Source organism: Streptomyces sp. AN091965 (assembly GCF_022698285.1).
Taxonomy (GTDB): domain Bacteria; phylum Actinomycetota; class Actinomycetes; order Streptomycetales; family Streptomycetaceae; genus Streptomyces.
Genome location: NZ_JALDMY010000001.1, coordinates 443,892 through 457,785, shown reverse-complemented (window position 1 = coordinate 457,785; position 13,894 = coordinate 443,892). Strand labels below are relative to the sequence as shown.

At 71.3% G+C, this 13,894-nt stretch carries 14 protein-coding genes and 2 pseudogenes; 9 read left to right on the top strand and 7 right to left on the bottom strand.

The window, feature by feature from the left end; genetic code table 11:
• Positions 1-13: 13 nt before the first annotated feature.
• A pseudogene (locus MQV74_RS01810) lies at positions 14-778 on the top strand (hypothetical protein); the annotation flags it as partial.
• Between the two features lie 265 nt (positions 779-1,043).
• On the opposite strand, the gene MQV74_RS01805 reads toward MQV74_RS01810, so the two are convergent.
• Together MQV74_RS01805 and MQV74_RS01800 are read right to left on the bottom strand one after the other, a co-directional pair.
• Positions 1,044-1,916 carry an alpha/beta fold hydrolase gene (locus MQV74_RS01805; RefSeq protein ID WP_242714226.1) on the bottom strand — a complete coding sequence of 291 codons (873 nt, stop codon included), beginning with the start codon at positions 1,914-1,916 and terminating at the stop codon, positions 1,044-1,046.
• Between the two features lie 198 nt (positions 1,917-2,114).
• A complete protein-coding gene (locus tag MQV74_RS01800) occupies positions 2,115-2,765 on the bottom strand; it encodes a type III effector protein (protein WP_242714225.1) in 651 nt (216 codons plus the stop codon).
• A gap of 127 nt (positions 2,766-2,892) precedes the next feature.
• Between MQV74_RS01800 and MQV74_RS01795 the strand changes: the two genes are divergently transcribed.
• The 6 genes and pseudogenes from MQV74_RS01795 to MQV74_RS01775 all read left to right on the top strand — a co-directional run bounded on the left by MQV74_RS01795 (position 2,893) and on the right by MQV74_RS01775 (position 6,784).
• Complete coding sequence (locus tag MQV74_RS01795; RefSeq protein ID WP_030687774.1) at positions 2,893-3,324, top strand: Hsp20/alpha crystallin family protein; 432 nt, start codon at positions 2,893-2,895, stop codon at positions 3,322-3,324.
• Between the two features lie 282 nt (positions 3,325-3,606).
• Entirely contained in the window at positions 3,607-4,050 is a 444-nt protein-coding gene (locus MQV74_RS01790; protein WP_242714224.1) for a DUF2267 domain-containing protein, read from the top strand.
• A 252-nt stretch (positions 4,051-4,302) separates the two neighbouring features.
• Positions 4,303-5,010, top strand: coding sequence for a class I SAM-dependent DNA methyltransferase (locus MQV74_RS01785; RefSeq protein WP_242714223.1), 708 nt, complete (start codon positions 4,303-4,305; stop codon positions 5,008-5,010).
• 265 nt (positions 5,011-5,275) lie between these two features.
• On the top strand, positions 5,276-5,512 hold the full coding sequence (locus tag MQV74_RS01780; protein WP_242714222.1) for a DUF5988 family protein: 237 nt from the start codon (positions 5,276-5,278) through the stop codon (positions 5,510-5,512).
• Positions 5,463-6,229: pseudogene (locus tag MQV74_RS41310) on the top strand (polyketide synthase); the annotation flags it as partial. The gene MQV74_RS01780 and the pseudogene MQV74_RS41310, both read left to right, overlap by 50 nt.
• A 30-nt stretch (positions 6,230-6,259) precedes the next feature.
• Entirely contained in the window at positions 6,260-6,784 is a 525-nt protein-coding gene (locus tag MQV74_RS01775) for a hypothetical protein (RefSeq protein ID WP_374120767.1), read from the top strand.
• A 29-nt stretch (positions 6,785-6,813) separates the two neighbouring features.
• On the opposite strand, the gene MQV74_RS01770 is transcribed toward MQV74_RS01775, so the two are convergent.
• Positions 6,814-7,911 (bottom strand): MerR family transcriptional regulator, encoded by a 1,098-nt coding sequence (locus MQV74_RS01770; RefSeq protein ID WP_242728476.1) that lies wholly within the window; start codon positions 7,909-7,911, stop codon positions 6,814-6,816.
• A gap of 185 nt (positions 7,912-8,096) precedes the next feature.
• On the opposite strand from MQV74_RS01770, the gene MQV74_RS01765 reads away from it, so the two are divergent.
• Positions 8,097-8,582: a hypothetical protein gene (locus MQV74_RS01765; protein ID WP_242714220.1), complete on the top strand. Its 486-nt coding sequence runs from the start codon at positions 8,097-8,099 to the stop codon at positions 8,580-8,582.
• 155 nt (positions 8,583-8,737) lie between these two features.
• Positions 8,738-9,046, top strand: coding sequence for a hypothetical protein (locus tag MQV74_RS01760; RefSeq protein ID WP_242714219.1), 309 nt, complete (start codon positions 8,738-8,740; stop codon positions 9,044-9,046).
• A 14-nt stretch (positions 9,047-9,060) separates the two neighbouring features.
• Here MQV74_RS01760 and MQV74_RS01755 read toward each other — a convergent pair whose 3' ends face one another.
• The 4 genes from MQV74_RS01755 to MQV74_RS01740 form a co-directional block, all read right to left on the bottom strand.
• A complete protein-coding gene (locus tag MQV74_RS01755) occupies positions 9,061-9,678 on the bottom strand; it encodes an HdeD family acid-resistance protein (protein ID WP_242714218.1) in 618 nt (205 codons plus the stop codon).
• A 280-nt stretch (positions 9,679-9,958) separates the two neighbouring features.
• Positions 9,959-10,759: a GNAT family N-acetyltransferase gene (locus MQV74_RS01750; RefSeq protein WP_242714217.1), complete on the bottom strand. Its 801-nt coding sequence runs from the start codon at positions 10,757-10,759 to the stop codon at positions 9,959-9,961.
• A 110-nt stretch (positions 10,760-10,869) separates the two neighbouring features.
• Entirely contained in the window at positions 10,870-12,396 is a 1,527-nt protein-coding gene (locus MQV74_RS01745; RefSeq protein WP_242714216.1) for an amino acid permease, read from the bottom strand.
• Positions 12,397-12,504: 108 nt separating this feature from the next.
• A complete protein-coding gene (locus MQV74_RS01740; RefSeq protein WP_242714215.1) occupies positions 12,505-13,521 on the bottom strand; it encodes a hypothetical protein in 1,017 nt (338 codons plus the stop codon).
• Positions 13,522-13,894: the final 373 nt, after the last annotated feature.

Sequence of the window (13,894 nt, the reverse complement as noted above, 5' to 3'; positions counted from 1 at the left end):
GGGGGAATGCACGAGCGTGGGCCTGAACGTCAAGGTCGACTACTCCTCCACCAGCAGCGAGTCGAATTCGGTCGCGTGGAACTTCAACCAGGCCGGCTACTACGGCGTTACAAGGGCACCAAGAAGGTCACCGGTACGTACGGAAGCCTCAACTGCAACCGTGTCCAAGGAGGCGACGGCAGTTGGGCGTTGAAGTGGATCGAGGGGTGCGGGTGCGGTGGTGCCGACGGAGAAGCAGAAGCGGGACCGCCTCGTGCAGCGCCGGGCCCACACCAGCGGCACGTCCGCCGCACAGCCCAAGGCCACCGGGCACGGCGCGCGGGCCGCTCTCGAATGCCAGGCGGAGGTCTACAAGATCGCCGTACCCGGCAAGCCCCTGTCCTGGGGCGCGCCGATCCTGGCGGCCGACGGTGTCCGTCTGCGGCCCTCGAGCATCTTCAGCGCGCACCTGGACAACTGGCGCCTGTGCAACGTGACGGAGAACAACGGGGTCATCGAGGCTTCCCTGTGGAACTGGGGCATCGGCGGGTGCGCGACCATCGCCGGGCAGCATCCGGCCGCCGAACGGGCGGCCGTGACGACGGCCTCCTGCACGGAGGACGACCTCCAGCGGTTCTACATCTACCGCGACGTACCCGGCAGCTCGAAGATCGGTGTGCAGAACAAGTACACCGGCTCCATGACGGGCTACGACCGTTACGCGGACGGGGAGTTCATTCGCCAGTACTCCAGCGGCAGGCAGGACGGTACGGGTACGTACGCCCTGACCCGAGTCTGACGGACCGCACCTCGTGAGGGGCCCCGCACGTGAACCCCCGGCCTTCCGGTTCCGTGCGGGGCCTCCCGTGTCCCTACTCCGAGCTCGGGCCCGGGTGTGTCGTGGGCGCGGAGCCGTTACCAACTGGATGCCAGGACCGGCGACGGGAGCCCCTCGATGTCACAACGGCCACCGCTGCCACCCGACTTCTTCGACGAGCTGTGCCCGTCCTCGCTGCTGCCTTTCCGCTCCGATGGCTGGGCCCGGCCGGTGCGGCGCTCGGTGTTCACTTGGCGAGGAACGCGAGGATCCGTCGGTTGACCTCCTGCGGGGCTTCGACCATCGGGAAGTGGCCCACGCCGGGGAGCAGGGCGCCGTCCGATCCCTCGGGCAGGGCGGCGACGATGTCGGCGAGGATCTCCTCGTCCACGACGGGGTCCTCGGCGCCGTGCAGGTAGAGGGTCGGCTGCGTGGGCAGCTCGGCCAGCAGGCGGCCCATGTCCCACGCCGGGGTGCCGAACTCCGCGGCGGGGAAGTTCTGGCGGTAAAGGCCCAGAGCCGCACGGAGGTTGGCGGGCTCGCGCAGGGCGTCCTTGCCCGCCTGCCGGTCCTGAGCGGAGTCGAATCCGGGTACGTTGCCGCTCCAGTGCTCCCACAGCCAGTCGAGGTAGGCGAAGTCGTTCACCGGCACCAGCTGGTCGGCGACGGACATCTGGAAGAAGTAGAAGTGGCTGTTCTTGTGGATCTGCTCGGGAACCGCGGCCCTGCGTTCGTAGAACCGCACCGGCGGGACGTCTGCCACGATCACCTTCGACCAGCGCTCCGGGGCGAGGGCCGCGGCGCCCCAGGTGGTGAAGCCGCCCCAGTCGTGCCCGACGATGACGGCGTCGCCGTCGCCGCCCAGCGCCTCGTGCAGCGCGTTGGCGTCCGCGATCAGATCCTTCATCAGCATGCTGCCGTCAGGCGGCACTTGACTGGGCGCGAAGCCTCTCATGTACGGGGCGACGACGCGGTACCCGGCGTTCACCAGCTCGGGCATCAAGTGCCGGAACATGTCCGGGGTCTCCGGGAATCCGTGCAGGAGCAGGGCCAGCGGGCCCTCGCCCTGTTCGACGTAGGCCAGGTCGAGACCGTTGACGGTGATGTGCTTGATGTCCATGGGGCATCCCAACGTGACAGGCGTTCCACGACGCGGAGCGGTATGGAACGGCGACTAAAACGAACGTTCTAACTAGAACGTAGCACCATTAGAACGATCGCTCTAGTGGGGATGGTGAGAGGCCTGGCCGAGGTCCTTGGCTGCTCCGGTTGGCGAGGGGGCTTGAGCGGGCCGGACCGCCCCCTCTTTGCCTGGGGGTCAGTCGTCGTCGGTGGCTGTCGTCGTGCGTCGGTCGTCGAGGGCGTCGAGGCGTTCGAGGAGGTGGGCGTGGCGGGCGTCGAGGTAGGGGCGCATGCCGTCCAGAGGGGTGATGAGCTCGGCGGCGTCGGTGGCGCCGAGGGCGGCGTGCAGGGCGGCCTGGGCCGCGCGCGCCTGGGGTGCGAGGTGGTCGAGCGCGGTGATCTGTCCGGCGAGGCGGCGCAGGTCGGCGGCGTTGGCGCGGGCCCAGGTGGCGGTGGCCCGGTCGGCGGCCCTGGCTCGACGGGTGGCTGTCACGCGCTGCTCGCCGGTGGTGCCGACGGCGCCGGGGCGGCCGCGCAGGTAGCGGCGTTCGGCGGCCTGGCGGCTGGCGACGCCCAGGGGGCCGGCGAGGTCGGCCCAGCTGGCGCCCGCGTCGCGGGCGGTTTCGATCAGGCCGGTCTCCCAGCCTGCGAGCTGTTCGCGCACCTGCCGCAGCAGCATCAGGGAGGCCAGCGCCTGGTCGGGCCCGGGGTCGGCTGCGTCGGATGGTTCGTGCTGGGCCTCGCGCAGGGCGTCGTCTATGGCGGCGAGGGCCGCCGCGGCGGCGAGAAAGGAGGCCGGGCTGTGGGCGTCGGTACTGGTCGTGGGCGGCTGGTCGGCTGCGGTCACGGGCGCCTCCCTCGGGCTGTCATCGGGTTGACGACATCGTGATTGTCATCCATTGGATGACATGTTACAACGGTGTCAGTGCAGCGCATTGGCAGCAACTGCCCGAACCTGCTGGAGGTGTTTCACGATGTTGATGCGCACTGACCCCTTCCGTGAGCTGGACCGGATGGCTCAGCAGCTGATGGGCCCGGGCACCTGGTCGAAGCCGTCGGTGATGCCGATGGACGCCTACCGCGAGGGCGACGAGTACGTGGTGGCCTTCGACATCCCGGGCGTGACCGCGGAGTCGATCGACATCGACGTCGAGCGGAACATGCTGACCGTCAAGGCCGAGCGGCGGCCGGTGGCGAAGGCCGACGGCGTGAAGGTGGAGCTGTCCGAGCGGCCGCTGGGCGTCTTCTCCCGCCAGATCGTGCTCGCCGACACCCTGGACACCGAGCGCATCCAGGCCGACTACGACGCCGGTGTACTTACCCTGCGCATCCCGATCGCCGAGCGCGCCAAGCCCCGCAAGATCTCCATCGGCGTCGGCTCCGGCCACAAGGAGATCTCCGGCTGACCCGGCCCGGATACGGTGCGGAGGGCGGACGCTTGCCCCCTCCCCGCCCTCCGCACCCCTGGCCGGTCCCACGTAAAAGGGGCGCGGCGACGGCCTGACCGTGCGGCGCGCAGGATTCCCGACCGCGTGCAGCAACACGGCCAAGTTCGAGGGCGTCACCGCGCAGGCCGCGACCTGGGGCATCGGCACCGTTCTGCCCACCGACGCCGACACGGCCCCACCTGACCACACCGGGGTGCCTCACCCGGCACCCCCACGGCTCCGTGAAAGGCATACACCGCAGTGATCTCCGACGTGCGCGTACCGCTTGAGCACCAGCAGCCGTACTCGACGACGTACGAGCAGATGCTGGAGAAGGTCCGCTACGAGGGTGCCTACCCCACCCGCGAACGGGCCGATGAAGCCGTCCGCCTGGTCCTTGCAGGGCTGGGACGTCAGCTGACCGGCGACGAACGCGCGGACCTCGCCGCATGCCTGCCCCCAGAGGCCGCGCGTGTGCTGACCGGGCAGATCCCCGACACCCAGCAGCTGACCGGTTGGGCCTTCGTCAAGGACCTCGCCGCCCGTACCGGCGCCTCGCCGGCCACCACCCGCTGGGACACCGGCTCCGTCTTCGCTGCCGTCACCGCCCACGCCGGCCCCGCCCTGACCACCCGCATCCTCCACCGGCTCCCCAGCGGCTACGCGCTGCTGTTCGGCCGAGCCGAACTCACCTCCGCCGCCTAGCCGACGAGACGCGTGCTCGGAGCGGACGCGACGCCCGGGGCCGAAGCGGCTGGTCAGCTGGGCGAGGGGCTGCTCGTGCCGGACGTGGTCCTCGCACATGGCCGCCGACCACGACGGCCACGTCCCGGCCCCGCCCGCCCGCGCCAGCCCCCGGGGCGGCGCGGCCTACCGCTGTGCCGACTCCACGCCCTCGGGCCGGGTAGGCCGATCACGCACCTACCGGTGCACGACGGACCGCGCTAGCGTCCTCCGGTGGCCGACTCATACGCGGAGCTAGCCCGGCACTACGACCTCATCATGACGTCGGGCTACTACGACTACGACGCCTACGCGCGCGAGTTGGTGGCGGGCATCGGTGATCGCCGGGACGTCCTGGAGCTGGGGGTGGGGACGGGGCTGGTCTGCGAGCGGCTGTTGGGCCTTGCTCGTGCGGGGGTGCGGCTCACCGGCATCGACCACACCCCGGGCATGCTGGCCCAGGCGCGAGCACGGCTCGGTGACCGGGTGCGGCTCATCGACCAGGACATCGTCAGCGCGGCGTGGGAGCCTGCATTCGACGTGGCCTACTCGGTCGGCGGGGTCTGGCTCTGGCTCGCCGACCAGGACGGCGCCCACCTGGGCAGCCACCTTCTGCGAGACGACGAGAACAGCGCGGGGCTGGAACGTCTCGCCGCCGCCCTGCGGCCGGGAGGGCTGTTGCTGCTGTCCGTCCAGGAGGCGCATCGCTCGGCGGAGCGCTCGCTGCCCGGTGGACTCCGCTACGTCCAGCACGTTCAGGACGGCGGCGACGGGCGGATCGTCAAGGACTACTTCGTCCTGCGGGACGACACCGTGCTGGCACATCAGCACTCCACCTACCGCGTGTTCCCCGAGGAGGAGGCCGGTCGGCTCCTGGAGCAGGCCGGGTTCCGGCCGCTGCCCGGACCGGGCGCGCTGTTCCGCCAGTACATCCGTACGTGACCGGCCTGCCGTCCCCGGACGACCGGCGCGGCGGCACGACGACGAGGCGCGGGCGCGTAGGCATGTGCCAGGCGCATGGCGCACGAGAGCGATGCCCGCATGCTATGCGCGCCGTTCGCGTGCGCCTTGTCGGCGCTGTGGTGCTCGCGTCAAGTAGAAGTGGAGGGCGTCGGTCCTTGAGTGCCGCGGCAGTGGAGGCGTCAGCCCTTCGAGCGCTGCCGCAACGGTGCGGCCTTCCGGAGCGAGCCTGAAAGTGGGGACGGCGATGCGAGATTCGGACGTGGTGACGGGTTCGGGGCAACTGGTGGTGCTGGCGGGCGGCCCGTCAGGGATGGCGCGGCTGCACCGCCTCCCGGCGGGCCAGACGCCTGAGCCGGAGCGGTTGACAGTGGCGTTCTACGGCCAGCACCAGCACTTCGAGCGGACCGGCGACAACGAGACCGTCGACGGCTGTGAGGTCCCGGTCTTCCGGTGGACCTACCGCACGAAGATCGCAGAGTAAGAGGGGCGTCACGTCCGCATCGACGGCGGTGCCGGTCGCGGTGGCCGGGGTGGGGTGCCGGTTCCCGGGCGGGGTGGAGTCGGCAGCCGGTCTGTGGGATCCGCTGGTGGAGGGCCGGGACACGGTGGGACCGGTCCCGTCCGGGCGGTGGGACGCGGCGGGCCTCGCGGCGTTCCAGCACCCTGACCTGGCCGACCGGCTGGGGCGCGGCTGCTTCCTGGGGCAGGACGTGTGGGCCTGGGATCCGGATGCCATGGTGGTGGCGCGGCTGGAGCAGCGCTGGGTGGACCCGCAGTTCAGGGTCCTCATGGAGGTGGCCTGGGAGGCGGTGGAGCACGCCGGACTGCCCGTCGACCGGGTACGGGGGTCGCGTACGGGGGTGTACGTCGGGGCGTACGCGCCGGACAACCCCTTCCGGGCAGCGCGCCCCGTGGAGGACGCGCTCGATCCGGTGCACATGTTCGGGAACTTCACCGGGACGCTGGTGGGACGGCTGGCGTTCGGAATGGATCAGCGCGGCCCGGTGATGGCGCTCCACACGATGTGCTCCAGCGGACTGGTGGCCGTGGACTCCGCGTGCGGGCCCTGGCGCTGGGGGACTGCGACGTGGCGCTGGCCGGGGCCGTCCTGCTCATGCTGTCCCCGGAGACGCACCTTCTGGAAGCGCCGCTGTTGCTGTCCCAGCGCGGGCGCTGCTTCGCCTTCGACGGGCGGGCGGACGGGTACGTGCGCGGCGAGGGCGCCGGAATGCTGCTGCTCAAGCGCCTGGCAGACGCGCGCCGGGACGGCGACCGCGTCCTGGCCGTGATCCGCGGCAGCGCGGTCAACAACGACGGCCAGGCCACCCGGCTGACCGCCCCGTCCCCACACGTGCAGCAGCAGTTGTGCCGGGCGGCGGTGGAGCGTGCCGGGATTGACCCGGGCGACGTGGGCCTCGTGGAGGCGCACGGGCCGGGCACGGCGGTGGGCGATCCGATCGAGTACGCCTCGGTCAACGCGGTCTACCTGGTCTTCGCCACCGGCATGGCCGTGCGCCGCAGCGCCGTCTTCCCTCCGTGGCTGGTCACGGCCACGCCCTGGACGGCGATCGTGGTCATGTCCGGCACGTTCTTCCTGCTCGACAAGAACGGCCGGCTGGCCCCCACCACCTTCTACAGCCTGGCCGCCCACCTCACCCTCTACCTCTGGGTCCTGGCCGTGGGCATCGCCATGCTCGGCGTCCCCGCCCCGGCCGCTGTCGCCCCCCAACTCGCGGAACACCGGCCGACGTAACCTCCGACACGACCGCGGCCGGTGGTCGTTCACGTCACGAGCAGACGGAGGCCGAGATCCGCCGCGTCGAGGTCGGCGAGGTCACCGTTCCGCTCGGCCCACCGGCCGGAACGGAGGTCGTCACCCAGGCTTCGTACCGCCCGCTGCTCGGCCTGTGGCCCGACCCTCGTCCACACCGACACCGCACGGCGCACGTCGTCCTCCAGATACGCCGCCGGTCGGCGCCAGTACGCCTCGAACAGGCCGTCAGCGCAGTCCCACGGGACGGGCACCGGCTCGGCGCGGGCGCCGATCGCGTCGGCCATCCCGGCCAGCGAGGGAAACTCCGCGAGGACGGCCGCGAACTCGGGCAGGTAGTCGCGGGTGAGCCAGAACCGGTCCGGCCAGCCGGGCTCGTCGGTGTCGAACGTCAGCACCACCACGCGGCGGGCCACACGGCGCATCTCCCGCAGCCCCGCTATCGGATCCCCCCAGTGGTGAACGGTGGAGACGGCCATCGCGACGTCGAAGGACCGGTCCTCGAACGGCAGGCTCTCCGCGGCGGCGGCCACGCACGGCGCCGAACCTGTGGGCCGCTGCTCCCGCATGACCGCCGACGGCTCCACCGCGGTCACCTCGCGATCGGCGGGCTCGTAGGAGCCGGTGCCGGCCCCGACGTTCAGCACTGTCCGCGCGTCGCCGAGCGCGTCCCAGATCCGCTCGGCGATCCGCGGCTCGGTACGCCGCGTCGCGGTGTACGCGCCGCCGATCGTGTCGTACAGCCGTGCGCCCAGCATCTCCAGTTGCTCCTCCGGGGTCACCTTCAGCCCCTTCGCCCGTGTCGTGATTTCCCTGTCGATGGCCGCCACCATGGCGTCGGCGCGATCACGCCGCTCCAGCAGCAGACCGCGCAGCCGGCGCAGGCGTGCGACCGCGTCGGTGGACGGGTCGCCGACCAGCTCCGCGACCTCCCGCAGCCCGAAGCCCAGCCGCCGATAGGCCAGCACTTCCCTGAGCCGCTCCACGTCGCCCGCCGCATAGGCCCGGTAACCGGCCGCGGTCCGCGCCGACGGCCGGACGAGCCCGATCTCGTCATAGTGATGCAGTGTGCGGACGCTCACGCCGGCCAGCTCGGCCACGCGCCCCACAGTCCAGTGATCCTTCACGGCACCGACTATGCGGCCTCACGCCACGTGAGGGTCAAGAGCCTCCTTCAGGCGGCGGGGGAGTGCCCTGGGCGGGCTTCCCGTCCGGGTGCCGGTCTTGTGCATCGGCTGCGAGGTGGTGACGGTGGGGTCATGCGGCCAGGGCGGGCCGCGTGGGGAGGGGCGTCGTGAAACACGATCTTGGTGAGCTGGGGCGTGTGGGCCGTCTGCTGAGTGAGGTGCTCGGCCTGTTGGAGGGCGAGCGGCGGCGTTTGGAGGAGCGGTACGGTCCGACCCCGGGCGGGGACCATTCCGCGGGTGGTCCGATGCAGACGATGCACGGGATCAGGGATCTGTGCGAGGGCGTACGCAGGGCACTGAAGGGCGTCGCCCTGGGCGTCGGGTACATCTCGCTGAGCCTGGACGCGGAGGCCGACCACACGGTACGGATGGTCCGCAAGGGCATGCTCGCGGTGCCGTCGGGCGTGGACCGCATGGCGCGCCCGCTGGGCGAGGACGTCGTCCGCGCTCTGGAGCGGCTCCGTGATCTGGACGGCTTCTTCGACGGGGACCTCGCGCTCGAGGTCGACGTGGCTCTCGCCGCGCCGCAGGCGACGTATCCGCCGGACGACTGGGCGGAGTACGACCGACAGCGGCGCACCCGGCCGGACTGACCGGTCACCGCATCGCACGGACGCGCCCCCTTACCCGAACAGAGCGGTGCGCACCCGGCTGAGCCGGGCACGCAAGGTGCTCGGCGCCCGCCTGAGCGAGGGCGAGGACACCGGCGCGGGCAGCCCCGCGCCCATCACCGAGGGGGTAGCGAGCCGTGGCTGATGTGAAGGTCGAGGAGCTCCTGGACGACGTGGTGGTACGGCTGCCGAGCGCGGCGCGGGTGCGTGCGCTGGGCGGGCGGCGGCGGGCTCGGCGCCGGGCGGGGACCGGGAAGCGAGAGGCGGCCAGGCAGGAACGCTGGGCCTACGAGCAGGAGTTGACGGACTGCGGGCTGACCTACCGGGGCGGCGAGCGGCCGCAGTGGTCGGGCACCGCCACCGGCGACGGCAGCCGCCTGCGCGTCACCGTCCAGCAGGACGGCAAGTGGCTCTCGGTGGTGGAGGTGAAGATCGAGTCACCGTGAGGGGCGGGGAGCCCTCACACGCCGGCGGCCGCATGCCTCCTGGAGCTACCGGACGAGCGCACCAGGCCCCGCAGGGTGAAGGCGTGGATCACTTCTGTCAGACCGACCGCGATCAGCCAGATGCCGGTGAACACCGCCAGGGTGACGATGGAGCCGATGGGCCAGGCGAGGACGATGACGCCGCCGGCGGTGGCCAGCAACCCCAGGAAGACGCCCCAGCCGCTGCGCATCTCGGCGGCGGTCACCATGGTGGCGATGCCGTACATCAGGAAACCGATGCCGATCCACAGGCTCAGCAGCAGCACCGAGTTGTGCAGCGAGTTGCGGAAGCAGAGCAGGCCCAGGGCCATCGACAGGGTGCCTACGACGATGAGCAGGACGCGCATCCCGGCGCTGACGAAGGTGCCGAAGGCGGCCACGATCTGCATGGCGCCGCTGATCAACAGGTAGATGCCGAACAGCACACCCAGCACGAGCAGGGTCCGCCCCGGCCACACCAACGCGACCACGCCGATCGCGATGGCGCTGAGGCCCAACAGCATCAGAGCCTGCCACGCGACCGTGCCCAGCCGCTCCAGGGGATTGCCCGGGCCACCCCGATGGGGATGACCCACCTCATCCATGTGTTCCATATGTCTAATTATGTACGAATTTTTGCTGGCTGCCGAGTCGTCGGCGGTCAGCAGGGGAACGGGGCCCGTCGGCAGCAGGAGACACAACGGAGGCGTGCCTGAGGGGTGGACCCGGGCGGCAGGCCAGTGGGCGGCAAGCTCGGTGCCTCCGGCCGCCGCCGGAAGCCTTCGCCACCCCTGGGGAGGAACTGCTCACGTTCCTCCCCAGGAGGCTGACCGACCGTGTGTCGACTGGGCCCGGGTCGGGAGAGCACACGGTACGGCTACACCCCGTGTCGACTCATTCCTTGAGTTGGTAGAAGTGGATCGGCGAGTTCGGCGTGAAGCCGATACGCGGATACACGGGGGCCCCGGCGACCGTCGCGTGCAACGTGGCGCGGGTCAGCCCGGTGGCGCGGCCGCCCTCGTGCAGCGCCTTGCGTGTGACCGCCTCGCCGTAGCCCCTGCGCTGCCACTGCGGGTCGGTGGCGACGAAGGCGACGAAGAGGCGCCCCTGCGCTTCGACCGTGGCGGCGCACGCCACCGGCTCGTCGCCGCGCATGGCCAGGTAGGCGTACATCTCGCTCTTCCAGCGTGCGGAACCGACCAGGCCTTCGCGGGTTTCCTCCAACGGGAGCCCGTAGGCGCGTGATTGGAGGTCCGCGTAGGCCCGCAGGTGTTCGTCGGTGCGCACGCGCACGAACGTCAGGTCGGGGTGGTCCGGGTCGGGGACGGGCAGCAGGTCTCCGGCCATACCCGTGCCGGGAAAGGCGTGCTGCAGGCCGGCCTGCTCGGCCGCCGTGGGCAGTGCGGCGCGCGCCTCCTCGTCGAGGAGGTCCTCGAAGAGCCACAAGAAGCCCGGGTGCTTCTTCGCGCGCATGATGTCCGCCGCCTCGCCCAGGCGTCGTGCGGCGAGATCGGCCCGTGCTCCGGGCTCGGTGAGGGTGACGCAGTTCCAGAACGCGAAAGGGGAGTCGGCCCAGCGGACGGCGATGCCGGGCAGGTCGCGCACGTCCGCGTCCGCGTCGCGGTCGAGCACCATGGCACGCCAGGCGACGGCGAGCTGCTGTGCCGATTCGATGGACTCCGTGAGGCCGGTCACCGTACTCCCAGGGATCGTTGAGGTCGTGGAGGCTTCGGGGCCGGGAGCGGACGGATCCGGCGCCGAGGGGCCGCTGGGAACCGCGCCCGCGGCCCGCGGTGTCGTGGCCATCAGATGATGCCTTCGAACTGCTTGTCCTCGGTGGGGGAACTGGAGCGGGGCACGTGGTAGGCGCTGCGTCCGAAGCGCCGCCACAGGGCGGCTATGAGGAAGGCCACCACTACGGCCACGGGCGTGTAGTTGAAGGTGGTGGCGGTGATCGGGCTGCTCTGCGGCAGCAGGAACAGGACCGTGACCGCTCCCGCCCACACCACCGCCACCCAGCCGATCGGCCGGCTCCAGCGGCCCAGGTGCCAGGGCCCGGGGGAGAAGCGGTCGCGGTGGAGCAGCCGCAGCAGCACCGGGATGGCGTAGGCCGAGGTGAAGCCCACGACCGAGATGGCGGTCACCGCCGAGAAGGCCGTCGAGGAGTACAGGGACGGCAGCGCGAGCACGAACGCCACGGCGACCGCGAGCCACACCGCGTTGGCGGGGATGGCGGTGCGGCGGCTGACCTTCTTCCAGCGCGCCGATCCGGGCAGGGCGCCGTCCCGGGCGAAGGCGTAGATCATCCGGCTGGCGCTGGCGGTCACGGTGTAGCCGCACAGGAACTGGGCCACGATGATCACGAGGAGCAGGGCCTTGGCCGCGGCCATGCCGAGGGCGTCCAGCAGGATCTGCGCCACGGGCACGTCGGTCGGGCTGTTCAGGGTCGCGGCGTAGTCCTGGATGGCGAACAGCAGCGTCGCGAGGAGGATGCCGCCCGCGATCCAGGACACCGTCACCGAGCGGAAGATCCCACGGGCCGCGGCGACGGAGGCGTGGTTGGTCTCCTCGCTCAGGTGGGCCGAGGTGTCGTAGCCGGCCAGGGCGAAGACCGGCAGGAGCATGCCCAGCAGGACCACGTACACCGGGGCGCTCCACCCGGTGTTGTTGGTGAACTCGGAGAAGACGAAGCCGGCCGACTGGTGGTCGGAGGGCACGAGCGCCAGGGAGCCGATGATGACGACGGCCCCCGCCAGGTGCCACCAGGCGCTCACGGACGTCAGGATGTTCATCAGCCGGGTGCCGAAGAGGTTCAGGACCGCGTGCAGCGCGAGGATGACCGCGTACAGGGCGAGCAGGGAACCCGGGGTCGGCGTGTAGTCGAACTGCAGGTTCATCCACGCGGCGGTGAACGTCGCGATGCCGTAGTCCTGGGCGGCGATTCCGCCGAGCAGGCCCAGGAGGTTGAGCCAGCCGGTGTACCAGCTCCACCGCTCGCCGCCGAGCTGGCGGGCCATGTAGTACAGGCCGCCGCTGGTGGGGTAGCGGGAGGTGATCTCCGCCAGGGCTGCGGCGAGGCACAGCACCAGCGGCCCGACAGCGAGCCATCCCCACATGATCACCGCGGGGCCGCCCGAGTTCAGGCCGTAGCCGAACAGGAGCAAGGTCCCCGACATGATCGAGATGACCGACAGGGAGGCGGAGAAGTTGCCGAACGCCCCCATCCGGCGGTGCAGTTGCTGGGTGTAGCCCAGCGATTGGAGGATGCGTGCGTCCTCCCCGTCGTCATCGACCGGGTTCGGCCGCTGGCGCCATGCTCTTACCGAAGTCATTGGTTCTCCGCACAGGAAAGCTGAAGGAGCTGAAAGAGGGCGTGTTGGCGGGGCCTGGCGGGCCGCCGACGGGACGTGGCGGCGCCCGCCGAGAGGCCGGGCCGACGGTCACGGGTGTCGTCCCGGGTGCCGAGGGTGGGCTCTCAGACAGGCGACGCGGTCCTCCTCGAACGCCTTCTGCCACTGGTCGTTGGGGTACCGGGCGTCGTACTGCCACGGGGCGGGCGTGGCGAAGTCACCGATGGCGTCGAACACTTCGGATGCCCACTGGGCGAAGCCGCCCCTCGCCAGCGCGTACGCGAGGTAGTTGAGATCCAGCTGGGAACTGGTGGCCGGATCGCACGTCCGGAACCAGCCCTCGAACGCCTTCGTGACGGCCCGGGTGGTGTCCTCCCTGGTCCACAGGAGGTTCAGCGTGACCTCGGCGCCCTTGTCCCGGCGCTCCCGGTGCTCCTGCACACGGGCGTAGAGGGGCAGCAGAAGCAGGGGCGAGTCGGGCGGCGCGAACGAGACCGCCCAGCGGGCGAAGTCCGTTGCGACCGCCTGGCGGCCCGCGGGGCCCGGGTAGGCCTGGAGCGCCTGGGACATGCGGTGCCACGCCTCGCGGTTGAACGGATCCCGGCGGTGCACTTCTCCCAGAAGCCCCCATGGCCCGCGGGGCAGCAGGTACTCATGCGGCGGCGGAGCCGTGTGATGCTCGGGGTACCGCCCGTTGGTGTCCGTTTCGGCCAGGGCCAGACGGCAGATCCAGGGCACCGCGTCGTCGGGGTTTCCCTCGCCCGCCCTGTGGCACGCCTGCCGGGCCCGGTCTGCCAGCGTCTCCAGGTCGCGCGCCTGCCGGGGGTCGTGCGACCGGTGCCCGCGGTGGGCTTGCAGCACCCGCTCGGTGGCGACCCTCGCGTACATCACCCGGGCGGCGAGGCTCCCCGGTTCCTCCTCCAGCCATAACTCCACGACGTTGTTCTGAGCCGCGACGACCCCCAGCACCTGCGTACGGGACGTCCACTGCGGCCAGGTGCCCGTCCGGGCCAGCACCTGCCGCATCTGCATCCAGTAACCCGCCTGAATGTCCTGCACCGCCGCGTACAGGTCCGTGTCACGGCCGGCGGGGTTCGAGCTCGCCATCAGCGCGCCTCCCGGCCGGAGCCGTGCGCCTTCGGCCGGCTCTCCTGGGTAAGGCGGCCTGGCGGTATGGGCTGCTTCACGCGGCAACCGGCCGGTTCGCGCGGCACTGCCGGTGCCTGGCGGCCCGCCCGACGGACAGCGGGCCGTCGGCGTCCCCGTACGCGGCCCTGTGGCGCGGCGCGCGGACCGGCCGCGCGGAGCGTGCTCTGCGGCGGGCCGCCGGGCAGCAGCCGACGTCAGCACTACGGCTCGCCGGTTGGTGTGAGCACGACACCGAATGGTGTGCGCTGGCGGCCATAGGCGGAGGACTCCTCGGACAGTTGGGGCGGGTGACACGGTCGTGCGAAGGACGGGGGCCGGGCGGACGAACGGG

Excerpts from the sequence above, each read along its gene's own strand:
- MQV74_RS01805 (WP_242714226.1), bottom strand. The coding sequence starts at position 1,916 with ATGGACATCAAGCACATCACCGTCAACGGTCTCGACCTGGCCTACGTC.
- MQV74_RS01795 (WP_030687774.1), top strand. The coding sequence starts at position 2,893 with ATGTTGATGCGCACTGACCCCTTCCGTGAGCTGGACCGGATGGCTCAG.
- MQV74_RS01780 (WP_242714222.1), top strand. The coding sequence starts at position 5,276 with ATGCGAGATTCGGACGTGGTGACGGGTTCGGGGCAACTGGTGGTGCTG.
- MQV74_RS01775 (WP_374120767.1), top strand. The coding sequence starts at position 6,260 with ATGCTGCTGCTCAAGCGCCTGGCAGACGCGCGCCGGGACGGCGACCGC.
- MQV74_RS01755 (WP_242714218.1), bottom strand. The coding sequence starts at position 9,678 with ATGGAACACATGGATGAGGTGGGTCATCCCCATCGGGGTGGCCCGGGC.
- MQV74_RS01745 (WP_242714216.1), bottom strand. The coding sequence starts at position 12,396 with ATGACTTCGGTAAGAGCATGGCGCCAGCGGCCGAACCCGGTCGATGAC.
- MQV74_RS01740 (WP_242714215.1), bottom strand. The coding sequence starts at position 13,521 with ATGGCGAGCTCGAACCCCGCCGGCCGTGACACGGACCTGTACGCGGCG.